The organism is Xenorhabdus ehlersii, from assembly GCF_003610465.1.
Classification (GTDB): domain Bacteria; phylum Pseudomonadota; class Gammaproteobacteria; order Enterobacterales; family Enterobacteriaceae; genus Xenorhabdus; species Xenorhabdus ehlersii.
In genome coordinates this window covers 1-24,795 of record NZ_RAQI01000007.1, presented here as the reverse complement: position 1 = coordinate 24,795, position 24,795 = coordinate 1, and the positions used below count along the sequence as shown (strand labels likewise).

Sequence of the window (24,795 nt, the reverse complement as noted above, 5' to 3'; positions counted from 1 at the left end):
CATGATATTATATCATTAAAAATAGTCACAATTAAATATAATAAGATTCATATATTTTAGATATTGTTTTTTCTCTACATTCAATGAACTATAAAAGAGGTAATATTATGAACACATTAGAACAAAATGAAATAAAACTAAAACTTATTGAAAATTTTAAACAAACTATGCAAGGGAAGCTAGAACCCAAACTTATTGATGAAGCTACAAAAAGAATGGCTTCTTCAGGAATAGATGCATATTCAGCTGGAGGCCAAGTAGAAAGCTTTATTTTTTATCTAACGTTTTACCTACACCTAGATTTTGTTGGTAAAAAAGCTTTTCGCGGGAAAGCAGGAGGGTTGACGACTCCCGGCCTTGCAACTATACAAGGATTTGTTCTTACAGACAATTTAGACACACTTTATTCTGATACTGTAAGTTTCGCGTTTCAGGCATCGCCCGTAACCTTTAGTTTACATTTCTTTGATTCACATAGCCGTGCGCTTGGCTCCTTCGCCGGTCTCGCAATTTCCCTTATAACAGGCGTCGGTGGTGGAACGGGTTCATGGAGTTAATTATTTTTATAATAAATAACCTCAACCGGAGTACAATGATTAACAGAATACTGCGCTCTTGCTGTGTAATACTTTACACAGCAAGGCTTATTGTTATGAATTAATTAGCATTAAACTGAATAATGAAATTATATTTTTTAGCTTTTGTTCTGAATTTTATGAAATAAAAATAAAGTGGTAAATAAAAAATCCCTGCCTCACAGCAGGGAATGAATGCAATAACGAAAATACCTGCCAGATATTAATTTTGAGACACCACGGTCAAAAATTTTACGTTATAACCCGAAGATTGCTTGTTCTTTCACGCCTCACTGAGAAGTGGCGGGCAACATAATTGGCAATCAACTCCAGTGATAAACACATCACAAAATAAACCAGCGCAACGAATAAGAAGACTTCCATTGGATAGACCATACTGCGGTTATTCACTTGGGTCGCCAGAAATGACAATTCTGCGACGCCAACGATATAAGCCAATGAGGTATCCTTAATTAACGCAATCCACTGATTGATAAATGAAGGCACCATCATACGCAATGCCTGCGGCAAAACGATATGCCAAAGCACTTCCCAACGATTAAAACCCAGTGATAACCCTGCCCGCCATTGACCATCACCAATCGCTAAAATTCCCGCTTTGACGCCATGTGCTAAATAAGCCGAAGTAATTAATGCCAGCGCACAGACAACGGTCGTAATTTCAGGGATCTCCATCCCCAATACGACAGGCAACAAGAAATACGTCCAGAAAATCAGCATAATGACCGGAATGGCGCGAAAGAAGCCCAGTATTGCCGCCAATAGATTGCCCCAAAAGCCGCGCAGCATCGCCAGAGCAACACCACCCAGAATACCCAATACAATGGAGATCGTCCCCGCTATGATACTGATTACCAGCGTCAATGCCGCCCCTTCCAATGGCCCATCAGGAAAGGTTCCCAATAGCAAATAACGCCAGTTTTCTGCAATAACAGTAAAGTCCATATCAATACCCTCTCGCCAATGTTCTCTGTTGGCGCCATTGTCCCCAACCTTCCATCACAGCAATAATAGCGATGTAGAGCACTGTCGCCACACCAAATGCCTCAAAGGTTTGTAAGGATTGGGTTTCCACCTGACGAGAAGCATAAGAGAGTTCTGCCACACCAATCGCCATGGTTAATGATGAATTTTTGACAATATTCATGTATTGCCCCAATAAGGGTGGCATGGCTATTTTCAGTGCCTGTGGCAATACAATGTGACGCATGGCCTGCCAGCCCGTTAAACCCAATGCATGGGCAGCATATTTTTGCCCGCGTCCGACTCCTTGGATGCCCGCCCGCAATTCTTCTGCAACAAACGGAGCTGAATAAAGAGTTAATCCGATAAATCCCGCCAGAAATTCAAAGGATGGCCATTCCAGTGTCAGGCCAAAAATCATTGTGTCATGGGGCGTATTCAGCCACATCATCGCCGCTTGCGGCAAAATTTGCCCAGAAGCGAAGTACCAGAAAAACAGTTGCACCAACAGAGGCGTGTTACGAAATACAGTAGTGTAAACCGTAACCAGCCAGCACAGTAGCTTGATTTGGCTATCCCGTACCGCCGCAATCACAAAGCCCAATAAAGTGGAGGAGGCAATGACACAGACAGAAAGCCACAAGGTGATCAGAAATCCCTGCCAAAGCCATTGCAGATATTCAGGAGCCAGTAAGTGCTCGGTAATAAATTGCTCAAACATATCATTCACCACATAAACAAACAGCAAAGCCCCGAAATAACGGGGCTAATCAATTTGTGTTTTTAAATGGAAGCACTAAACAGAAACTGCTAAACGAACATTACTGTTTTGCCTGATCCTCTAACGGAGCAAATTTAAAATCACCACGCGGCTGAGCGGATTTAGTGTCTGGGCCAAACCAGCGGTTATAAATGCTCTCTGCTTCACCCTCTTTTTCCAATTTCAGTAAGGTTTGGTTAACCGAATCAACCAATCGCGTTTCCCCTTTGGAAGCCGCGACTGCTTGATATTCACGAGTAATGCTGAAAGGGGAAATTTCAAAATCGGCTTTCTGGGCTTCTGGTACGTTTGCCAGCAAACCAACCAGTTTCGCATCATCTTGCGTGATCGCCTGAACATTACCATTTCTCAGAGCCGCAAATGCCAACGGTGTATCATCATAAGAGATCACTTTGGCGGTTGGATAACGCTCACGCAAGGTAATTTCCTGTACAGTTCCCTTGTCTGCACCAATACGCAGTTTGGCAATATCGTCCGGATTGGTCAGAACACCTTTACGGGCAATAAATTTCTGACCAGTCGCAAAATAAGGGATGGAAAAATCAACTTGTTTTGCGCGTTCGTCAGTGATTGTGAAGTTAGCAGCAATTAAGTCAATTTTCTTAGAAGAAAGCAGAGGGATACGGTTTGCTGGGTTCGTTGGACGCAGTTCCAGCTTTACCCCCAAATCATTGGCAATTGCATTGGCGATATCGACATCATAGCCTGCCAATTTTTTCGTTTGAGGATCGATAAAACCAAATGGTGGGTTACTGTCAAATACCGCAATACGTACCGTGCCAGCTTTTTTAATGTCATCAAGTTTATCTGCTTTTGCCACTCCTGAAACCAATGCCAAGCTGGTCAGCAGCGCAGTAATCGCTACGCGAGAGTTGTTGCGAATCTTCATTGTACACCCCTGTTAGTTATTAATTTTTATATATCAACAAAAGCTATCAATTTCGATATAGCACATGAAATAATATAAAATACTATATTTATTCAATTTTGGAATAAATACTATTCTTTTTGGGTCAGTAATTTTTCCAGATTATCACCACCAATATGGCGGAAGTCCTGCCCTTTAACGTAGTAGAAGATAAATTCACAAATATTCTGGCAACGGTCACCAATGCGCTCAATAGAACGGGCACAAAAGAGAGCCGTCATGACATTCGGAATCGTTCTGGGATCTTCCATCATGTAGGTCATTAGCTGGCGGATAATACTTTCATATTCCTGATCCACTTTTTTGTCTTCACGGTAGATACGTATGGCTTCTTGTAGATCCATACGGGCAAAGGCATCCAACACATCATGCAACATTTGGATCGTATGACGCCCTAATGATTCTAAGCTGACCAGCAAAGATTGCTGTTGATGTGAAAATCTTTCAAGCGCGGTCTGGCAAATCTTATTGGCAACATCGCCAATACGCTCCAGTTCAGCAATAGTCTTTGAAATAACCATGATCAGACGCAGATCACTGGCCGTCGGTTGGCGTTTTGCAATGATGCGGACACACGCTTCATCAATCGCCACTTCCATCATATTGACCTTCTGGTCATCCTCAATCACTTGCTGTGCCAATACTTCGTCTTGGTTGTGCATCGCCAGAATCGCCTTACTGAGCTGTTCTTCCACCAGCCCACCCATTGTCATCAATTCTGTACGAATATGTTCCAGTTCAGCAGTAAACTGACCGGAGATATGTTTGCTGAGATTCAGATTGTCCATCTAATGCTATGCCCCCGTACCTTCTATACCCTGTATTAACCATAACGGCCGGTAATATAATCTTCGGTCTGTTTCATCTTCGGTGTGGTGAACAATCTATCAGTATTGCTAAATTCAATCAGTTCACCAAGGTACATAAACGCCGTGTAATCCGAACAGCGAGCCGCCTGCTGCATATTGTGGGTGACGATCACTACGGTATATTCTGATTTCAGTTCGCTGATCAATTCTTCAATGCGTCCTGTCGAAATGGGGTCAAGTGCTGAACAGGGTTCATCCAACAGCAAGACCTCAGGACGAATAGCAATACCACGGGCGATGCATAAACGCTGTTGCTGGCCACCGGAAAGGCTATGCCCACTCTGATGCAATTTATCTTTGGTTTCATTCCACAATGCCGCTTTGGTCAACGCCCATTGGACTCGTTCATCCATCTCTGTTCTGGGCAGTTTTTCAAACAGGCGCACCCCGAAAGCAATATTGTCGTAAATGGACATCGGGAATGGTGTTGGTTTTTGGAAAACCATCCCAACTTTGGCACGTAGCAAGGCAATATCTTGCTTGTCTGTCAGGATATTGGTGCCATCCAGAATAATCTCACCTTCAGCGCGCTGATCACCGTACAATTCATACATTTTGTTGAAAGTACGTAGTAACGTGGACTTACCACAGCCCGATGGCCCGATGAATGCCGTTACCTTATTTTGTGCGATATCCAGCGTAATATTTTTCAGTGCATGAAACTTGCCGTAATAGAAATTCAGATCACGTACCTGAATTTTACTTCCTGCGATTTTATTTACTGCCATATTGTTTACTGAAATAACCTCATTAGCCTTATTCATCAGTATTTGTCTCTTTAATACCTTCTGCTTTTGTTCCTTTGAAAAAAATATTAGTGCTTTTTCTTCGCAAACAACGCACGCGCCACAATGTTAATTAGCAGTACACATAGGGTGATCAGTAATACCCCCGCCCATGCCAACTGCTGCCAGTCAGAGAATGGACTCATAGCAAACTTAAAAATAGTAACAGGTAAGTTTGCAATCGGCTGGCTGAGATCGGTGCTCCAGAACTGGTTAGAAAGCGAGGTAAACAATAGTGGAGCCGTTTCACCAGCGATACGGGCAATAGCCAGCAATACACCGGTCATAATGCCTGATATCGATGCCTTTAAAGTAATAGCAGAGATCATTTTCCATTTCGGTGTGCCCAATGCATAAGCGGCTTCACGCAAGTTATCCGGCACTAATTTCAGCATGTTTTCTGTCGTGCGAATAACGATAGGGATCTGCAACAGTGCTAACGCAATTACCCCTGCCCAACCCGAAAAGTGTTGCACCTTTGCCACCACAACCGTATAGACAAATAATCCGACAACAATCGAAGGGGCTGAAAGCAAGATGTCATTAATAAAGCGGATAATTTCTGCCAACCATGAACGGCGACCATATTCCGCCAGATAAATTCCCGCCATAATCCCCAATGGCGTACCAAACACCGTCGCCCAGAAGATCAGCAAGCCGCTACCAACAATGGCGTTTGCCAGCCCACCGCCTTCGGTATTGGGAGGTGGCGTCATTTCAGTAAACAACGCCAGCGACATACCATCGATACCTTTAGTGACGGTGGAGATTAAAATCCAGCCCAGCCAGAATAAACCGAATGCCATTGTCATCATGGATAGCATCAGCGCCAGCCGATTTTTCTGACGACGCCATAACTGCATACGGCGACGGCTTTTCATCTCCGCTTCGTTTACTGTATCGACTAAATGTGAAGGTTGCCCATTGATGGTTGTCATCTCAGCGCTGCCCCTCATTTTTTGCCAGACGCATCATCATTAATTTTGACAACGCCAGAACAATAAAGGTGATGGCAAATAAAATCAGTCCCAGTTCCATCAATGCGGCGGTATGCAGGCCAGATTCAGCCTCAGCAAATTCATTTGCCAATGCAGAAGTAATACTGTTCCCCGGCATGTACAGAGACAAACTATCAAGTTGGTAGGTATTACCGATAATAAAGGTAACTGCCATTGTTTCTCCCAATGCCCGGCCAAGCCCCAACATTACGCCACCAATCACACCATTCCTGGTATAAGGCAAGACGATATGCCAAATCACTTCCCATGTTGTACAACCGATGCCATAGGCAGACTCTTTCATCATTACAGGGGTCTGTTCAAACACATCACGCATGACAGAAGCGATATAGGGGATAACCATGATGGCAAGAATGATACCCGCTGCCAGAATACCAATACCAAAGGCAGGACCAGAGAACAGCGCCCCCACGATGGGAACGCTGGAAAGCACGTCACCAACGGGTTGCTGGAAATAGGTGGCAAATAGTGGAGCAAAGACAAACAATCCCCACATGCCATAAACAATGCTGGGGATCGCCGCCAATAACTCAATCGCCACACCCAACGGACGTTTTAACCAGTTTGGGGACAACTCCGTCAGAAACAGGGCAATGCCAAAACTTACTGGAACCGCAATGATCAGGGCAACTAACGAAGTCATCAATGTGCCATAAATCGGTACTAATGCGCCAAACAACCCTGCCGGTGCATCCCATTCTTTGCTCCATAAGAAAGCAAAACCAAATGCTTGTATACTCGGCCAGGAAGCAATGATCAGCGAAATGATAATGCCTCCCAGCAAAAATAAAGTTAACAGCGCTGCTAACTTAACCAGAGCGCTGAAGATAATGTCACCATTTTTGCCCGGTGCTTTCAGTGCCGTTTTACGTTCGGCCATACGCTTCATTCCCATTTTAGGTGATTTCCCCTTAATAAAAGGGGAGGTTGCTCTTCCATGCTGCACGTACCTGGTTGACCACTTCTTCCGGCAGGGTGGCATAATCCAGTTCCTTCGCCTGTTGTTTGCCGTTGTCATAAGCCCAATCGAAGAATTTTAGCACTGCGATACCATTGGCAGCGTTTGCCTGTTGCTTGTGGATGAGAATGAATGTAGTAGCGGTAATTGGCCACGCATTATCGCCTTTCTGGTTTGTCAAATCCTGCGCAAAGCTGCTGTTCCAATCCGCACCTTTAGCCGCCGCACTAAAGTTTTCTTCGGTAGGTACTACCACAGCACCATCCGCGGAGACCAGCTTGGTATAAGCAAGGTGATTCTGCTTCGCATAGGCATATTCGACATAACCAATCGAACCCGGCAGACGCTGAACAAATGCAGCAATCCCGTCATTGCCTTTACCGCCCAATCCGGTTGGCCATTTGACGGTCGTGCCAGCTCCTACTTTTTGCTTCCAATCGCTGTTAACTTTGGACAGGTAACTCGTGAAAACGTAGGAAGTCCCTGAGCCGTCAGCACGACGAATCACGGCAATGTTTTGTTCTGGCAGTTTGAGATCCGGATTCAACTTTGCAATTGCCGGATCATTCCATTTCTTGATATTACCCAGATAGATGTCACCAAGGGTTTTACCATCCAGAACCAACTGACCAGATTTAATACCGGTAATGTTCACTGCCAACACAATCCCACCGATTACCGTTGGGAACTGGAACAAGCCATCAGTCGCCAATTTTTCATCAGAAAGCGGGGCATCAGATGCACCAAAATCAACGGTATTGGCAATAATCTGTTTTACACCACCAGAAGAGCCGATGCCTTGATAATTGATTTTGTTACCCGTTTCTTTCTGATAAGAATCCGCCCACTTGGTATATATCGGTGCAGGAAATGTCGCACCTGCCCCCGTCAAGCTGGTGGCCGCGAATGAAGACAGGGATGTCATGGCAAATACAGCAACCATGATGCTCGCCACAGTGGTACGCATTGATTTCATACTATCTCCTGTTGGGTCTTCTACTGAGATACGCATCATTAATGAAAAACAAATGACAGGTATCGCTGACAATCTGATTTTCAGGTAATAAAATGATTCGAGAAGGAAAATAGGTGAATTCAATGACAATAAAATGTATGAATTATGACATTTTTATGACAGGCGGTTTCGGCTGTGCCTTATTTTGCGTTCAATGATGTTCTCATATTTCACTCAACGGAATATATACGCGAATGGACAGCCCCTGTTTTTCACTGCTCCCCACCTGAATATCTCCCCCGTGGCTATCAATGATACGGCGGATGATCGCCAGCCCCAGCCCCACGCCACTATTTATTTCACGTCTATTATTTATTTCACTTCTATTATTTCCCTGCATAAAAGGCTGGAATAAAACAGCGGCTTCTTCTTTCGTCATTCCAGTGCCGTTATCCTCAACTTGAAACCAGCCAAATTTTTCGGTTGAGCCACTACTGATGCGGATCCACCCATTACCATAACGCCGGGCATTAGTGAACAGATTGACCAGCACCCGTTTGATGGAAAAGGGATGGGCTAAAATGAAAATCGAACTTGTCACTAAGCGATTTTCAATATCTGTATCTGACGTGCAACGCTGCTCTGCTGTAATCACCTCTTCAAGTAACCCATTCAATTCACAGCATGTCATCAGCATATCCTGCCCTGCCCGCTGATAATCAATGAATTGATCAATCATGGCATTGCACTCTTCAATGTCCTGATGGACAGATTCTGTCAGAAAATCATCTTTTCCCACCATCATTTCCATCGCCAGACGAATACGGGTAAGTGGAGTACGCAAGTCATGGCTCACGCCAGCCATTAATACCGCCTGATCGCTCTCCTGTGATTTCAGCTCCACCGACAATTGGTTAAGCGCCCTAATCACGGAACGAATCGCGGGCATCCCCATTTCAGGCACTGATGAGTCTCTTCTTCCTTTTCCCATGTCGATAACTGCTTTCTGCATGGCTTTCAATGAATGTTTCTGGACAGCGGAATATCGCCCGAACACCATGAACACCGACAATGCCACCGCAAAAACACTGATAAAGAGATAGGGAAATACCGCGTTAAAAGGGAGTTCTTCTAATACCACCAGCAGTAAGGTAACCAGAGAGCTGAACAGCAAGCTGCCCAGCACTAAGTACAGGACACGGAAAAACAAAGTACGCAGAGAAAGCCAAAACTTTTTCACACCGGGCTTTTTCATACCTTGTTTCCATCAGGAACAAAAACGTATCCCAACCCCCAAACCGTCTGGATATAACGCGGATGGGAAGGATCTTCTTCAATCAGCCGACGCAGACGGGAAATCTGGACATCAATGGAACGCTCCATTGCACCATACTCTCGTCCCCGAGCCAAATTCATCAATTTATCCCGTGATAATGGCTCACGTGGGTGAGAAACCAACACCTTCAACACGGAAAATTCCCCACTGGTCAAAGGTAACAATCCATCTTGATGGAACATTTCACGCGTTCCAAGATCAAGTTTAAATTTCCCAAACTTGATCACCGCATCATCCGGCGTCGGCGCCCCCGGCAATTCCTTCGCCTGTCGCCGCAGGACAGCACGCATACGTGCCAACAATTCACGTGGGTTAAAAGGCTTGGCAAGATAATCATCAGCGCCAATTTCAAGCCCAACAATCCGATCAATCTCTTCCCCTTTCGCGGATATCATGATGATCGGGATCGAATTATGCTGACTTCTCAGCCTTCGACAGATAGACAACCCATCTTCGCCCGGCAACATTAAATCCAGGATAATCAATTGGATGGATTCTCTGGTCAATAAACGATCCATCTGTTCTGCATTTGCTACGCTGCGCACCTGGAACCCCTGTTCGGATAAATAGCGTTCCAGTAACGCCCGCAAGCGCATATCATCATCAACAACAAGGATCTTATAACTCTCTTGCATGTTTCAGCTCCCAAGATGCTCCATGCCCGCAACATCCATCACTTTCACAGAAAACCCATAACCCCAATAGAAACTTAACCGCATGTATTTTAAGACGACTTATGCCAAAGGCTGATAGCTAATTTCCAATATCCAGTAAGTCACCACGCCATTCGGTGTCATCACCGTGACTTCATCATCAACCTGCTTACCCAATAATGCCCTCGCCACCGGAGAATCAATGGAGATCCACTTTTTAGCAGGATCGAATTCATCCGGTCCCACCAAACGAAACATGTATTCTTCTTCATTCTCGTTTTCAACTTTTACCCATGCCCCAAAAAAGACTTTCCCTTCTTGTCGCGGGTCAGGATCGACAATTTGCAGTACATCCAGACGTCTGGACAAAAAACGTACTCGGCGGTCAATTTCCCTTAATCTTTTCTTACCATAAATGTACTCGGCATTCTCTGAACGATCCCCCAATGCAGCAGCATCTGAAACAGCTTGGGTAACTTTGGGGCGTTCAACTTTCCAGAGATATTTCAATTCCTGATCAAGCGCATGCCAACCCTCTCGGGTAATATAATGACTCTTGGCCATGAGAAACTCACTTGAGAAAAGATGATTAATGGCGGAGTACTATATCTCATCAACTCTCATCAACCCAATCCCAACCTAGAAGATATTTGATGAATTCTGTTGCAACATGATCGAAATATCGCGCTAAACTGGAAATTATCGCGCTCAGCACGTATAAATGGAGCCAGTTTGAACCATGCCGATACTGTTTCAGATGAAATTTGATCTTATCCGGCTCTGTCTGACGATGTCTCAGGATATCTACAGGCCCTAAAGAAGTTGAAGAAAACAGACCATGAATGAATCTTTAAGTCGAATCATTGCCGGTGAGCTACAGGCTCAACCACAGCAAATCCTAGCTGCTATCACCTTGCTCGATGAGGGGAATACGGTTCCCTTTATCGCCCGTTACCGTAAAGAGGCCACCGGTGGTCTGGATGACACACAGCTCCGCCAACTCGAAAGCCGTCTCGGTTATCTGCGTGAACTGTCCAACCGCCGTCAGACTATCCTGAAATCGATTGAGGAACAGGGAAAGCTAACCGTTGAGCTGGCAGAAGCGATTAACGCTACACTGAGCAAGACTGAGTTGGAAGATCTGTACCTGCCTTATAAACCTAAACGCCGTACTCGTGGACAAGCTGCCATCGAAGCCGGATTGGAGCCTCTGGCCGACCTGCTATGGCAAGATCCGCAGCAAGAGCCAGAACTGGCGGCGGCTGCCTATGTCAATGCTGACAAGGGCGTTGCTGATACCAAGGCAGCATTGGATGGCGCACGTTATATCCTGATGGAACGTTTTGCCGAAGATGCAACCCTGCTGGCAAAGGTACGTGAATATTTATGGAAAAATGCCCATTTGGTTTCCAAGGTTGTCGAGGGTAAAGAGGAAGAAGGTGTTAAATTCAGCGATTACTTCGACCACCACGAAACCATCGCCACTGTTCCTTCCCACCGCGCCCTTGCCATGTTCCGTGGACGCAATGAAGGCACCCTGCAACTTTCTTTGAATGCTGATCCACAATTTGAGGAAGCGCCAAAAGAGAGCTACTGCGAACAAATTATTACCGATCACCTGAACCTGCGCCTGAACAATGCACCGGCTGACAATTGGCGCAAAGCCGTGGTGAGCTGGACATGGCGCATCAAGGTGCTGCTGCATCTGGAAACCGAACTGATGGGTACACTGCGCGAGAAGGCCGAAAATGAGGCTATCAACGTCTTCGCCCGTAACCTGAATGACCTGCTGATGGCTGCCCCTGCGGGTATGCGCTCAACAATGGGTCTGGACCCAGGTTTGCGCACAGGGGTAAAAGTCGCCGTTGTTGACGCGACAGGCAAACTGATTGCCACCGATACCATTTATCCGCACACCGGACAGGAAAACAAAGCGGCTGCCATCGTCGCAGCCCTGTGCACCAAACACCAAGTGGAGCTGGTTGCCATTGGCAATGGCACCGCATCCCGTGAAACAGAACGTTTCTTTGTCAACGTTCAGAAACAGTATCCTGACGTCACGGCACAAAAAGTAGTGGTCAGCGAAGCGGGAGCTTCTGTCTATTCCGCATCTGAATTGGCTGCGCTAGAATTCCCTGATCTGGATGTTTCCCTGCGTGGTGCGGTCTCCATCGCCCGTCGCCTGCAAGACCCACTGGCTGAGCTGGTGAAAATCGAACCCAAATCCATCGGCGTGGGTCAATATCAGCATGATGTTAGCCAGACTCTGCTTGCCAAAAAACTGGATAACGTGGTTGAAGACTGTGTAAACAGCGTCGGCGTTGACCTGAATACCGCCTCTGTCGCCTTGTTGACTCGCGTTGCTGGCCTGACTCGTACTGTTGCTCAAAATATTGTTAACTGGCGTGATGAAAATGGTCGTTTCGGCAACCGTAATCAACTATTGAAGGTGACCCGTCTGGGACCAAAAGCCTTCCTGCAATGTGCAGGCTTCCTGCGCATCAATCAGGGCGATAATCCGCTGGACGCTTCAACCGTTCACCCAGAAGCCTATCCAGTGGTTGAGAAGATCCTGGCAACAACCCAGCAAACCCTACCTGAACTGATGGGTAATCCGGCTAATTTGCGTAACCTGAGCGCCCAGGAATTCACGACTGAAAAATTTGGTATTCCGACCGTCACCGATATCCTGAAAGAGCTGGAAAAACCAGGTCGCGATCCACGTCCTGAATTCAAGACAGCCACATTTGCCGATGGCGTTGAAACCATGAACGATCTGCAAGCGGGTATGATTTTAGAAGGTACTGTCACTAACGTAACCAATTTTGGTGCATTTGTGGACATCGGTGTCCATCAGGATGGTCTGGTTCATATCTCCTCCCTATCCGACCGCTTTGTGGAAGATCCACACACCGTCGTCAAAACAGGTGATATCGTGAAAGTGAAGGTGATGGATGTTGACCTCAACCGCAAGCGTATTGCATTGACCATGCGTCTTGATGAGCAACCAGGTGAAACACAAGCACGCCGTAGCTCCCAAGAAGGTAACCGTCAGGATCGCAATAATCGTAACAGCAATGGCAGAAACCGTCCTATTTCACGTTCAGGTTCTGCGCCTTTAGCTAATAGCGCTATGAGTGATGCATTGGCCGCTGCCTTTAATAGAAAACGTTAATTAATAAAAAACGTTAGATAACTTAAAATGATTTCCTGAACTGGCTCAATTATGCCAGTTCAGGGTATTTAAATTTGTGTTTATATTTCTCTAATTGCATTTAACACAACCTCAATATCATGAATTGATAATTTTTTAAAAACTTAACCTAAAGAGGCTTATTTTTTATTCCTTCCTTGATAAGTCCTTAGCTAAAATTATCAATGTCTTAAGTTATTAAAAATAATTATTACGTGATAACTATTTTTAATAACGCAAAAATAAAATACACCACTATTATCACAATAGGACTAGATTCGAATTATTTAATATGAGGTGTATTAATATGTTATCATATATTGGCAAGGTCATGTTTTTACTCTTTTTTCTTTACACGTTATTAATACCTTATACGATAATGGATTCCTTTGCAGAGGGGGATATTACAACTGAAAGATATACGAAAAAAGCAGATGAGAACGATAATATTGGCGTGCGAGTGAATGGATCAGGTAAAAAATATTTGAATTCGGATACGCATAAAAAAAACAATCACACCTCAGATGCTGATACACAAAATGTTATTGATAAAAACCTCCAAATGGCCGGTAATCTTCTGTCATCTTCACCTTCAGAATTGGCCGCACAAGCCAAATCCTATGCGTTAGGGCAAGTTAACGGCATGGTAACGTCTGAGGCACAAAAATGGTTATCACAGTTTGGTACTGCCAGAATTAATTTTGGGCTGGATAAAAAGGGAACGCGAAAAAACAGCTCACTCGATCTTTTACTGCCGCTTTATGATAATAAAGTGGATTGGCTGTTCTTTTCCCAACTTGGCTATCGCAACAAAGACAGTCGGAATACCATGAATCTGGGATTAGGTGGACGTTATTTTTATCAGGACTGGATGTATGGCCTGAATACTTTTTATGACTACGACCTGACCGGCAAAAATCAGCGTCTTGGGCTGGGCGGAGAAATGTGGGGAGACTACATTAAACTGGCCGCTAATACCTATTATCGTTTAAGTAACTGGAAAGACTCACGGGATTTTGCCGGTTATTACGAACGCCCAGCTAACGGTTATGACATTAGTGGGGAGTTTTTCTTACCCGCCTACCCTAATCTGGGTGCCAAACTGACTTATGAGCAGTATTTTGGCGATGAAGTTACTTTATTCGATCGTGACACCAAACAGAAAAACCCCGTTCTGGCTACACTGGGGCTGTCTTACACCCCTGTTCCGCTATTTACTCTGGGTGTGGATTATAAACAAGGGGGAAGCGGGCACAGCGAAACGCAGTTTTTGGCAAATTTAAGCTATAAATTGGGTGTTCCCCTGAGTGTGCAGTTATCGCCAGAAAACGTGGCGACGGCGAGGACATTAGCGGGCAGCCGTTATGACCTGGTAGAAAGAAATAATCATATCGTGCTTGAGCATCAGGCAAAACCAGCTGCCCAATTGTCGCTGCCGGATAATATCATCGGGTACAGTGGGAATCAGCAGGACGTTACAGTCAAGTTCTCTTCTGACTCTCCGCTCAAGCAGATTCGTTGGGCAACCAACAAAGATTTTGAACAGCACGGCGGGAAGCTCTCTTCCCAGACCGGCAACACAATCAAAGTTACCCTGCCAACCTATCTATCCGGCAGTAACCAAAATAACAATTACCCCATTTATGCCGTTGCTGAATGGGAAAATAATCAAAAATCAGCACCTGCTGAAATGCGTGTCATTGTCAGGCCCTTTATGCTGAAAAAGCAGGAACGATCTAACTTTATCCCAGCAGGACCATTACCTGCGACGGGGGATAAAAAGGACGGATATACGTTTGACCCTGTGATTACTTTTGATACGGTTAATAATGCACCGATAAAAAATGCCACCATTAACCATGTTCAGTGGATAACTGATCCTAAAATCGGCCCGGATACTGGGTTGCAATGGAGTAATTGGGCAGCCTCAGATTCTGTGGCGCTTGATGAAAACGGGCATTTCAAACACAAACCGGTCTTAGTGAGTAACCGACCCCATAAAGATGTCAAAGTGTACCTGCAACTGGATAGCCAGCCGCCACAATTAGTGGGCGAAGTCAGCTTTGATGAAAACCTGGCCAGTTTCCACGTCGATAAAGTTGAGGTTTCACCGGCAGTACCATCACTGATAGCCAATCGTTCTCAGACTTACACCTACAGTGCTGTGGTGTTAGATGGTAATAACAATCCGATGAAAAACCAGAAAATCACCAATGTGAATTGGAGTAAGGACAAAAATCAGGGTGGACTTATTTGGAATCCATCGAATGGTGACGTCACAACAGATGAAGAAGGGAAATTAAAAGCAACTCTGGCTAGTGAAGAAGCAATAAAAGATGTCACGGTTTCACTCACCATTGGCGGCCACAAACCGGTGTCGGCAAAGCCTGTCTCTTTTACTGCGGATACGTCGAAATATCATGTTTCCTCTGTGAAAGTTAACCCGACAACGTCTTTGGTTGCGAACAACCGGGATGCTTACACCTATACGGCTACCATCTTAGATGGTCACAAGAATCCCGTACATCAGCAGAAAATTGGCAAGGTGACATGGAAAATTACGCAGGGTAGTCAGGACGTGAGCCTCACCGATCCGGATATCAAATTTACGCATGGAGATACAACGAATCAGGCTGGGGAATTAACGGCAACATTGAGCAGTCAAAAGGAAATGAAAGATGTGGTAGTTTCACTTTCCATTGAAGGTCAGGCTGCTGTTGCTGCAAAAGATCCGGTTATCTTTACTCCGGATACGTCGAAATATCATGTTTCCTCTGTGAAAGTTGACACGACAAAACCTTTGGTTGCGAACAACCAGGATGCTTACACCTATACGGCTACCATCTTAGATGGACAAAATCAGCCTGTGCATCAGCAGAAAATTGGCAAGGTGACATGGACAATTACGCAGAATAGTAAGGAAGTGAGCCTCAACGATCCGGATATCAAATTTACGCATGGAGATACAACGAATCAGGCTGGGGAATTAACGGCAACATTGCGCAGTAAAAAGGAAATGAACGATGTGGTAGTTTCACTTTCCATTGAAGGTCAGACTGCTGTTACTGTAAAAGATCCGGTTACCTTTACTAAGGATACCCAAGATTATCGTATTAGTCAGGATGGTATTAAGTCCGAGAAATTAAAGACCTTATCGTCTGATGGTTACCAACAATATCAATTTATGGCGACTATCAATGATATTTCTGGCATGCCTGTTAAAGGAAAGGCCATTAGTGGTGCAGAGTGGCATATAGTTAAACCATTAAATGCCGATAATCTTGGAATAACACTAAACCCAGAGACTACAACAGATAATCAAGGAAACTTAAAGGCAATCATAAGCAGTACTAAGGCATACCAGGGGAATGTAGTTGTTTCACTCAAGGTTGGGAACAATCAGCCTGTTCAGTCATCAACGTATACGGTAGATTTCCACTCAGAGATATCGCCAATAACACAGGACCCACAAGGCCCTATAGTTGTAGGTCAATCTTATAACTTGTCATTCACCGTTAAGGATAATAATGGTCAACCGTTACTTAATAAGGCAGTTCAGTGGCATATAGACTCAGCTGATAAGGACCAGACAAAAGTAACAATTTCCCCAATTGATCCGGCCACCACAACTGGCGGTAAAGCTACCGCAACATTAACCAGTAGTACGGAGCAAAATGTTACAGTAACAGCTACAGTGGATGGCATTACAACGGCTCCTTTGACGGTGAGATTCCAATGGCCAACGTTCAGTAACCCAATACTGGCCGAGCGAGGGACGCATGGTAATAAGCCTAATCCTACGGCGAATGGTAGCGATTATTATGCATTTGAAGCGATAATGAAGGATCCTAACAAGTTCGCTTACAAAAATCCGCCAAAAGGTCAGCCAGGTCATATATCTATTAAATGGAAGCCATTGCATACTAATAATAACCTCGTGTTTACATCTCAACCGACCTCAATACAGGGACAGGTAGTAGTTCAAGTGACTACTAATACACCTACGTCGTTTATCCCATGTGTTGGCATAGATGAACCAGTAGGGGCAGGACAGGAGCTGCCATCACAAAGCTGTTCAACCGACACCTTTAAATTTGATGCCCCTTAATTTTAACTTTGCTTAAGGATAACTATTTTATCACCACGTAAATGTAGACTCGGCTTTTTAGGTTCAGTAAAAAGCCGAGTCTTTTTCACTTTCTATCACAAAATGCTTTTTAACAGCCACTTATCTCAAAGTGATTTCACCTCTTAAATAAAACACCGATCAATTAGCAGTAAACTTTGAATTTACACGCCAGCGCATCACTCACCCGACGAATAGATAGATTTTATTATGCTAAACCCGATTTTAGTGTGTATTCATTGCTATATTATTACCGCTTATTGAGATAAAAATTTAACTTAAGTAATATGATTTGGCGGTTTAGCCGTAGGATGAAATAACCTTGAACTTTAATGAATATAAGCGAGGTGTTTATGTCTAACGTTAATCAGCAAGAAAAGCAGAAGCTAGATTCCACATCGGAACTTAATGCGAAAATAAGAGTGATTCCATCAAGCCCAGTATCGATGAATGGGCTTTATACTATGGGTGTCAAAGTTACGAATAAAGATAATAAAGGGGTACCTAACCAGAGAGTTAAATTGAGCGTAACCGATCCACAGGGGAAACCCGTATTGGGCGAGGATGGCAAACCTCAAGTATACACCAATGCTGCTGAGGGTTATGATGAGCCATTAACCTATAGTGATGGTTGGATTTACTTTACACCGTATCTTATGCTTAACAACTACCAAACTCAAGCTGGAGTATACACAATAGAGGCCTATGTGGAAGGCGCAGGAATAAAACCTGTGCAGAAGCAGGTGGAATTTATCAAATAGTTAAAGAAAGTCACTGTTCAAACTGATTTATTATCACGTAAATGTAGACTCGGTTTTTATTAAAAAACCGAGTCTGTTATAGTTTCTATCACAAATTATATTTCTTTATCACTGGTTCGAGTTATTGAGTATCTTTTTTCATGCCAATATGATATATGTTCTGTTTGTGTGATAAGTTGATTTAATTTTAATATGTGAAATTTTTATCTTAATTATTTTATCTGTTTTAATTTTTTGTTTAGATAAAATAAAATTAATCACACATTAAGTAATTATATTACCATTAAAAATAATATTTACGATCAATGAGGTTATTATCACTGCATTGTGCATTTAGGAAAATATCAGCAGTAAATTTTGAATTTACAACCCAGCAGGTTATTCACTCTGAATGAAAACAGATTTTATAATGTTAAGCCAGATATTAATGCGTATTTGTGGCTATATGACTGCATCCCATTGAGATAAAAGTTTTACTTAAGTAATATTAGCCAGCGATTTAGCCATAAGATGAAATGACCTTTTACTTTAATGATCAATAAGTGAGGAAATTATGTCAGTAATAAATAAATTAGACAGTAATATTGCTCAATAATGTTCATTTACCCCTGATCAATTCAAGGTTAACGTCACAACTAAAATTGATAATGATATCACTGCACCTATTGGCTCTTCTCCGTGGGCACTAATTCAGGTGTATTTAGGCAAGAAAGTGTATAGACGTAATTGGAGCTATCCTGTTGAATACATACATCTTGTATCTGATAGCTCGCCTTTAATTGAGAAGCGCGAGCAAGACAATATTACCGCTTGGCAGCCAACACCAGAAGATTTAACAGCTTGTGACTGGGAATTACAGGGGGACCCCAATCTGGAATTTGATCTTGAAGTGGGAAAAGAAATGTATGACGATAGCCAATTCTTTGGATATTTTAATATAAATAGTTCTTCTTCATCTACTTACATTGGTACCTTAGATCTAATCAAGAATAATTCAGATATTAAGAACATAACAATGTTCTATTTTATTGAAGATTCAAAATTATCTATTCAAGCCTCCTCTGATAACAACGAAGAGAGTTATCAAAAAATGGAGGAATTGTTTAGTAAAAAACTCACTGTAATGGTTGATGATGTACATTATGTTCTTGATTATCTTCAAGCTAGACACGATAACGAAACCACATACGTATTATCCAGAGTCTATGACAGTCATATAAATAAAAACCTAAAAAAATTAGGTGACCTGTTGAAACAAAACGTAGGTAAAACACTTCGTATTCGCTTAGTGTGGAATGATCATTAATTTATAGTCTAAATTCAAGGCTATGCTTCCGGCATGGCCTTTTTGTTTTTCTATTATAGGGTAAGCAAGTTATAAATGAGAAATTAACCGTGATTATTTCTAGTTTAGATATAAAGAACGCATTCATACTGTTGAGGAAAAACCATTAGGTGAACTGATTTATCCTCCAAAAAGCTAATTCAAGCCAATAATTTGTTAAATTAATAATGAAATAAAAATCAATAAGTCCTGTTCATTAACATAGCTTATCAATAAAGAATTTTTCCAAATATTAAATAATTTTGATAATGGCTTATTTTCAATAAAACCACCATTAATTTGATAAATATCAATTCATTCCCATCTTATCCAATATAAATAGCCGATATCGCAGTTGCGTATTATTATCATTAGCAACTATAATTCAGAGGAATTACCATACTTTTTTCTTGTGGTTCTCCCATTATTGAGGATAATAATTCTTATAATCACTTATTTTTTCAGTTAGAGCGGAGATTTATATGGTTCTTATTCCAGAACGTAGATATAAAATTCTGGGATTTTCTCCAGAAATTACCCCAGCTTACCGACAAAAATTATTGTCACTCGGTATGTTACCTGGCTCAACATTTCAGGTCATTCGCTTCGCTCCATTGGGCGATCCAATACAAATCGAAACACGCAGAGTTAGCCTTACCCTTCGTAAACAAGATTTAGCATTTCTTGTATTGCATGAAGATCTGAATTAACAAAGCTCTAAGACGATTTGGTTCAGAATAACCATCTTCCATACACTTTTTATAACCCGATAGAACCAGAGTACTGAACGTATAGCTAAGGTACGAAATTCGCTTTACTGATTGGCAGAAAGTATGATGAAACAATTAACTATAGGCCTGATTGGTAATCCCAATGCCGGCAAAACAACGCTTTTTAACCAGCTCACTGGCTCCCATCAACGTGTGGGAAACTGGGCTGGCGTTACCGTAGAACGCAAAACCGGCCACTTTACTACCGATAACCATCAGGTCGAACTTGTCGACCTCCCTGGCACTTATTCGCTTACCACCATTTCTGAGCAAACTTCTATTGATGAGCAAATCGCCTGCCACTATATTCTCAGTGGTGAAGCGGATATGCTGATCAATGTTGTTGATGCATCTAATCTGGAGCGTAACCTTTATCTCTCACTGCAATTGATTGAACTGGGTGTTCCCTGCATCATTGCACTGAATATGCTGGATATCGCCCAAAATCAACGCATCAATATTGATATTCCTGCACTGGAGAAACGCCTTGGCTGTCCGGTCATCCCGCTGGTTTCAACCCGTGCCACAGGGATAGATGCACTCAAAAAAACCCTCGATAATTACCCAAAGAAATCTAATCCTGTACAGGTTAATTATCCTGATGCGTTATTGCGGGAAATTTCCCACCTTTCCAGCCAGATCACAGAAAAATTCACACCACAACAGCGCCGCTGGCTGACTTTGCAAGTCTTGGAAGGGGATATTTACAGCCGTGGGGTATCCAACCTGACCGACGCACAACTGGCTGAAAGCAAAGAACGCTTGCAAAAACAACAAATTGAAGAATCCGATCTCATCATTGCCAGCTCACGCTATCAAACCATCAGTGAAATTTGTCTGGCGGTCATTGATACCCGCGCCGCCACACCCAACAAACTGACTCAAGTGTTAGATACCGTTATTCTGAACCGCTGGTTGGGTTTGCCTATCTTCCTGTTTATCATGTACTTGATGTTTGTGCTGGCTATCAATATTGGAGGAGCCTTACAGCCTATCTTCGACGGTGCTTCCGCTGCCATTTTCATCGATGGAATGCAATGGCTCGGCCATACTCTCCATTTCCCGAATTGGTTAACGGTGTTCCTTGCTCAGGGCATTGGTGGCGGCATCAACACGGTACTGCCGCTGGTTCCCCAAATCGGCATGATGTACCTGTTCCTCTCCTTTCTGGAAGATTCCGGCTACATGGCACGGGCGGCATTTGTCATGGACCGGCTGATGCAAGCCATAGGGTTGCCAGGTAAATCCTTTGTGCCCCTGATTGTTGGCTTTGGTTGTAATGTACCTGCCGTGATGGGCTCAAGGACACTGGATGCCCCTCGTGAACGCTTGATTACCATCATGATGGCACCGTTTATGTCCTGCGGGGCAAGGTTGGCGATCTTTGCCGTCTTCGCTGCGGCGTTCTTCGGCAAAAATGGGGCAAGCATTGTTTTCTCCCTGTATATCCTGGGGATTGTCATCGCCATCCTGACAGGATTGCTGCTCAAATTCACGCTAATGCGTGGTGAAGCATCACCATTTGTCATGGAACTACCGGTCTATCACGTTCCCCATGCCAAAACCCTGCTGCTCCAAACATGGCAGAGGCTGAAAGGTTTTGTCATACGCGCAGGTAAAGTGATTGTCGCAGCGAGCATGTTGATTGGTGCCCTGAACAGTTTTTCCTTCTCCGGTAAGACCGTTGATAATATCAACGAATCGGCACTGGCCTCCGTCAGTAAAGTACTCACACCTGTCTTGCAACCTATCGGTGTGCATGCCGATAACTGGCAAGCAACCGTCGGGCTTATCACTGGAGCGATGGCAAAAGAAGTGGTTGTAGGAACTCTCAATACCCTCTATACCGCAGAAAATATTACCCAAGAGTCATTCAACCCAGATGAATTTAATTTACTGGATCAACTAAAAGATTCTGTCGCCGAAACGTGGGATAGCCTGAAAGAAACCTTCACCTTGAGCGCACTTTCTAACCCGATTGAAGCCAGCAAAGGTGATGGCAACATGGATCGTAGCTCTATGGGAACAATGAGCGCCAAATTTGGCTCAGCCATTTCCGCTTACAGTTACCTGATTTTCGTGCTGCTGTACGTGCCTTGCGTTTCCGTGATGGGAGCTATTGCCCGTGAAACCAGCCGTGGCTGGATGATATTCTCGATTCTGTGGGGATTAAACGTCGCTTATTCTCTGTCAGCACTGTTTTATCAAATCACAACGTTTTCAGCCCATCCACAAAGTAGCCTGATAACCATTCTGGCCGTGATCCTGTTTAACATTCTGATAGTTATTGGTTTACGCCGCGCACGCAGCCGAGTCACTGTGACATTCAACAACACCGCTGACCGCAGTTGCGAATGCTCAAACAATAGCTGTCACTAGCTGGAACCATGAGGAACCATAAATGATTAACCTGCTGAAAATCAGAGATGCGGTTGCCCTCAACGGGCGTACTGATGCCAGATCATTAAGCCATCAGTTTTCAGCACCGCTGCCAATGGTGGAAGCCATGCTCAAGCAGCTTGTCATAATGGGTAAACTGGAGGAAGTGGATACTTCCTCCTGCCTCAGCGGGGGCTGCAAACAGTGCCCGGAAACACAGAAATGTGACACTAAAGCGTATCAGCTTACGGTCAAAAAATAAGGAATTACCTGCTTTATGGAATAGGCGATTAAAAATATCCTATCGCTGTGATTATTCTGTAGGAAAATTCCTTATTAATGAGTCCATAAAATAATAAATAGATTAATTGTAGCTATCTCTCTATTATCTGATATGGGGTATCCCTATATTAATAACCTGAGGATAGTAATATGCCTAAAGAGTTATTCACTGCAAAAGTTGAGTCGGTTGGCAATCTCAAAATGAAATGCTCATCGCGAAATTTTACCTTCCATGTAGATGAACCCAAAAGTCTCGGTGGAACCGATGAAGCGATGAATCCAGTGGAAGCGTTACTTTCTGCATTTGGTGCATGTCAGTGCATTGTGGCAAAAAGCTTTGCCCGCAAGCATAAAATCAATTTGATCGATATTCAGGTTAAAATGGAAGGAGAACTGGATACCGATGGCTTCACAGGTAGAAATAAAAACGCCAAAATGGGATTTTCAAAAATCACCTCCAAATTTTATATTAAAGCAGATAATACCGAACAAGAGATCCGCGATTTTATTACTTTTGTCGAAAGCAATTGCCCTGTTCTCGATACTATCGTGAATACGCCAGAAATTGTGACTGAGGTTTATCCGAATAAATAAATAGTGATAACAAGGTGGTAAACATTTTTATTACCGATTGAATTGCATCAGGAATGGAATAAACATATAAGTTGTGCAGTTTATTCCATTTATTAGTCATCATAGTAGGGCTATATTTAGCTATCTGTGCAGGCTGCTTTTAAATCTGTAAGTGTGGCCATCAGTAACATGGGATCTAAAGGTGATGATTCAAATCTGGTAGCTTGATAAAATGATTTTGCTTCATATGAGAGTGCATGAATTATCATGCCACGAACTCCAATAAGATCCGCAGCTTGTATTACCCTTAAAGCAGCGTCTTTCACTAATGCCCGTCCGATTCCTCTTCGCTGCAATCAGATTCCGAATTTCTGGTTTGATACGAATATTCAATGTGTCACGTTTTGTTGATTGCATAATTCACCTCGGAGTGAATGAGTTGTGGTTAAGAATGCCACTCACTATTGTAATATCAAAATCATTACAATGTTTGTTTTTATGACCGGATTTATCGTTTAAGATCCCTCCCTACTATTGCTCAGATTACCCATAGTTTATGTGCTAACGCCAGAGAGGGAGAGTAGTTATCGATAATTACCATCCAATATCAGAAGCAAAATTAGTTAATACTTCAACAAATTCATCAGGATGGGAAATAAAAGGGGCATGGGCAGCGTTGCGCATAATAACGGAATGCGTATGTGGCCATGCCTTGTCAAGCTGTGAAGCAATCTTACGCGGTACTAAACCATCAAGATAACCATATAGACGCAGGAAAGGTAATTGAAGTTGGGACAATTCTTCTCTTAAATCATCAATGCGCAGGATTTCCAAACCGGCATTAAGTACCTCGACTGTCGGCATCGGCTGGTTCAGGATCACTGATTTCAATACACGGGCATCCCGCCGTGCACTGTCTGTCCCCAAGGTCTGCAAAGCCAGAAAACGTTCGATAGTCTTTTGAAAATCAGCACTCAATTGATGCTCAAATGCCTTCAAGACCTCTGGCTTAATCCCCGGCCAGTCGCCATCAGCACTAAATCTTGGCGAAGAAGCTACGGTTATCAAGCCCGCAACTTGTGCCGGATGATCCAAAACAATCCGGCTAGCCACCAATCCGCCTAAAGACCAACCTAGCCACAAGGCATTTACTGGCGCTTGCTGCCATACAATATCTGCCATGTCCGTCAATGACATAGCCGAATACGCTTGGCTACGCCCATAACCCGGCAAATCCACCAGATGCAAACGAAAATGCGAAGCCAATCGCGTTTCCACTGAACGCCAAACCTCAGCGTTTAGACCCCATCCGTGCAGCATCACAAGATCACGTGGTGCATCGCTAATTGTCTGCCAAAACAACTGATTCATTGTTATTCTCACTTTATTTGTCACCAAGGAAGGAAACTATGCTAACAATGGTTGGATACTGTTGGCTATGCCATCAAAATTTGTATTTTGCCCATCATGGGATCTGCTACATCTGCCACTGTCACTTAAGGCGGCTGCAACATGTCTGTCCACGCTGTGCACTGCCTTCTGAA

The 24,795-nt window shown here is 43.5% G+C and carries 20 protein-coding genes and 2 pseudogenes; 9 read left to right on the top strand and 13 right to left on the bottom strand.

The genetic code is table 11. From position 1 onward, the window contains the following. Window positions 1-107: 107 nt before the first annotated feature. The gene (locus BDE27_RS17705) at window positions 108-557 is read left to right on the top strand and encodes a VapA/VapB family virulence-associated protein (RefSeq protein ID WP_167450634.1); all 450 of its coding nucleotides are present in this window, start codon (window positions 108-110) and stop codon (window positions 555-557) included. 270 nt (window positions 558-827) lie between these two features. Here BDE27_RS17705 and BDE27_RS17700 read toward each other — a convergent pair whose 3' ends face one another. From BDE27_RS17700 to greB, 11 genes are all read right to left on the bottom strand, one after another. Then, entirely contained in the window at window positions 828-1,541 is a 714-nt protein-coding gene (locus BDE27_RS17700) for an amino acid ABC transporter permease (protein ID WP_099131778.1), read from the bottom strand. 1 nt (window position 1,542) lies between these two features. Then, the gene (locus BDE27_RS17695; protein ID WP_099131779.1) at window positions 1,543-2,280 is read right to left on the bottom strand and encodes an amino acid ABC transporter permease; all 738 of its coding nucleotides are present in this window, start codon (window positions 2,278-2,280) and stop codon (window positions 1,543-1,545) included. Window positions 2,281-2,380: 100 nt separating this feature from the next. Beyond that, window positions 2,381-3,229, bottom strand: a complete 849-nt coding sequence (locus BDE27_RS17690; RefSeq protein WP_099131780.1) for an ABC transporter substrate-binding protein — start codon at window positions 3,227-3,229, stop codon at window positions 2,381-2,383. A 110-nt stretch (window positions 3,230-3,339) separates the two neighbouring features. Continuing rightward, complete coding sequence (gene phoU, locus BDE27_RS17685) at window positions 3,340-4,056, bottom strand: phosphate signaling complex protein PhoU (RefSeq protein ID WP_099131781.1); 717 nt, start codon at window positions 4,054-4,056, stop codon at window positions 3,340-3,342. 35 nt (window positions 4,057-4,091) lie between these two features. Then, window positions 4,092-4,865: a phosphate ABC transporter ATP-binding protein PstB gene (pstB, locus tag BDE27_RS17680; RefSeq protein ID WP_099131912.1), complete on the bottom strand. Its 774-nt coding sequence runs from the start codon at window positions 4,863-4,865 to the stop codon at window positions 4,092-4,094. Between the two features lie 86 nt (window positions 4,866-4,951). Further along, the gene (gene pstA, locus BDE27_RS17675; RefSeq protein ID WP_099131782.1) at window positions 4,952-5,860 is read right to left on the bottom strand and encodes a phosphate ABC transporter permease PstA; all 909 of its coding nucleotides are present in this window, start codon (window positions 5,858-5,860) and stop codon (window positions 4,952-4,954) included. A gap of 1 nt (window position 5,861) precedes the next feature. After that, window positions 5,862-6,821 carry a phosphate ABC transporter permease PstC gene (pstC, locus tag BDE27_RS17670; protein ID WP_099131913.1) on the bottom strand — a complete coding sequence of 320 codons (960 nt, stop codon included), beginning with the start codon at window positions 6,819-6,821 and terminating at the stop codon, window positions 5,862-5,864. A gap of 31 nt (window positions 6,822-6,852) precedes the next feature. Next, window positions 6,853-7,875: a phosphate ABC transporter substrate-binding protein PstS gene (gene pstS / locus BDE27_RS17665; RefSeq protein ID WP_099131783.1), complete on the bottom strand. Its 1,023-nt coding sequence runs from the start codon at window positions 7,873-7,875 to the stop codon at window positions 6,853-6,855. Window positions 7,876-8,077: 202 nt separating this feature from the next. Then, complete coding sequence (locus BDE27_RS17660) at window positions 8,078-9,109, bottom strand: ATP-binding protein (RefSeq protein WP_222941623.1); 1,032 nt, start codon at window positions 9,107-9,109, stop codon at window positions 8,078-8,080. Continuing rightward, window positions 9,106-9,825 carry an osmolarity response regulator transcription factor OmpR gene (gene ompR / locus BDE27_RS17655; RefSeq protein ID WP_099131784.1) on the bottom strand — a complete coding sequence of 240 codons (720 nt, stop codon included), beginning with the start codon at window positions 9,823-9,825 and terminating at the stop codon, window positions 9,106-9,108. The genes BDE27_RS17660 and ompR overlap by 4 nt, the downstream gene beginning before the upstream one ends. Before the next feature lie 99 nt (window positions 9,826-9,924). Further along, the gene (greB, locus tag BDE27_RS17650; protein WP_099131785.1) at window positions 9,925-10,407 is read right to left on the bottom strand and encodes a transcription elongation factor GreB; all 483 of its coding nucleotides are present in this window, start codon (window positions 10,405-10,407) and stop codon (window positions 9,925-9,927) included. A gap of 274 nt (window positions 10,408-10,681) precedes the next feature. Here greB and BDE27_RS17645 point away from each other — a divergent pair, with 274 nt between their 5' ends. The 8 genes and pseudogenes from BDE27_RS17645 (at window position 10,682) to BDE27_RS17610 (ending at window position 23,272) form a co-directional block, all read left to right on the top strand. Next, on the top strand, window positions 10,682-13,018 hold the full coding sequence (locus tag BDE27_RS17645) for a Tex family protein (protein WP_099131786.1): 2,337 nt from the start codon (window positions 10,682-10,684) through the stop codon (window positions 13,016-13,018). A gap of 325 nt (window positions 13,019-13,343) precedes the next feature. Then, window positions 13,344-17,144 carry an inverse autotransporter beta domain-containing protein gene (locus tag BDE27_RS17640; RefSeq protein ID WP_167450633.1) on the top strand — a complete coding sequence of 1,267 codons (3,801 nt, stop codon included), beginning with the start codon at window positions 13,344-13,346 and terminating at the stop codon, window positions 17,142-17,144. 371 nt (window positions 17,145-17,515) lie between these two features. Further along, entirely contained in the window at window positions 17,516-17,923 is a 408-nt protein-coding gene (locus tag BDE27_RS17635; protein ID WP_143707516.1) for a hypothetical protein, read from the top strand. Between the two features lie 553 nt (window positions 17,924-18,476). Next, window positions 18,477-19,229 (top strand): annotated as a pseudogene (locus BDE27_RS17630) (Thoeris anti-defense Tad2 family protein). Between the two features lie 500 nt (window positions 19,230-19,729). Beyond that, entirely contained in the window at window positions 19,730-19,957 is a 228-nt protein-coding gene (feoA, locus tag BDE27_RS17625; RefSeq protein ID WP_099131790.1) for a ferrous iron transporter A, read from the top strand. A 126-nt stretch (window positions 19,958-20,083) separates the two neighbouring features. Beyond that, complete coding sequence (feoB, locus tag BDE27_RS17620) at window positions 20,084-22,396, top strand: Fe(2+) transporter permease subunit FeoB (RefSeq protein ID WP_099131915.1); 2,313 nt, start codon at window positions 20,084-20,086, stop codon at window positions 22,394-22,396. Window positions 22,397-22,418: 22 nt separating this feature from the next. Further along, window positions 22,419-22,658 carry a FeoC-like transcriptional regulator gene (locus tag BDE27_RS17615; protein WP_099131791.1) on the top strand — a complete coding sequence of 80 codons (240 nt, stop codon included), beginning with the start codon at window positions 22,419-22,421 and terminating at the stop codon, window positions 22,656-22,658. Between the two features lie 170 nt (window positions 22,659-22,828). Then, window positions 22,829-23,272: an OsmC family protein gene (locus tag BDE27_RS17610; protein ID WP_099131792.1), complete on the top strand. Its 444-nt coding sequence runs from the start codon at window positions 22,829-22,831 to the stop codon at window positions 23,270-23,272. A gap of 116 nt (window positions 23,273-23,388) precedes the next feature. On the opposite strand, the pseudogene BDE27_RS20085 reads toward BDE27_RS17610, so the two are convergent. Both BDE27_RS20085 and bioH read right to left on the bottom strand, forming a co-directional pair. Continuing rightward, window positions 23,389-23,607 (bottom strand): annotated as a pseudogene (locus BDE27_RS20085) (GNAT family N-acetyltransferase); the annotation flags it as partial. A gap of 238 nt (window positions 23,608-23,845) precedes the next feature. Further along, a complete protein-coding gene (gene bioH / locus BDE27_RS17595; RefSeq protein ID WP_099131793.1) occupies window positions 23,846-24,622 on the bottom strand; it encodes a pimeloyl-ACP methyl ester esterase BioH in 777 nt (258 codons plus the stop codon). Window positions 24,623-24,795 lie beyond the last annotated feature (173 nt).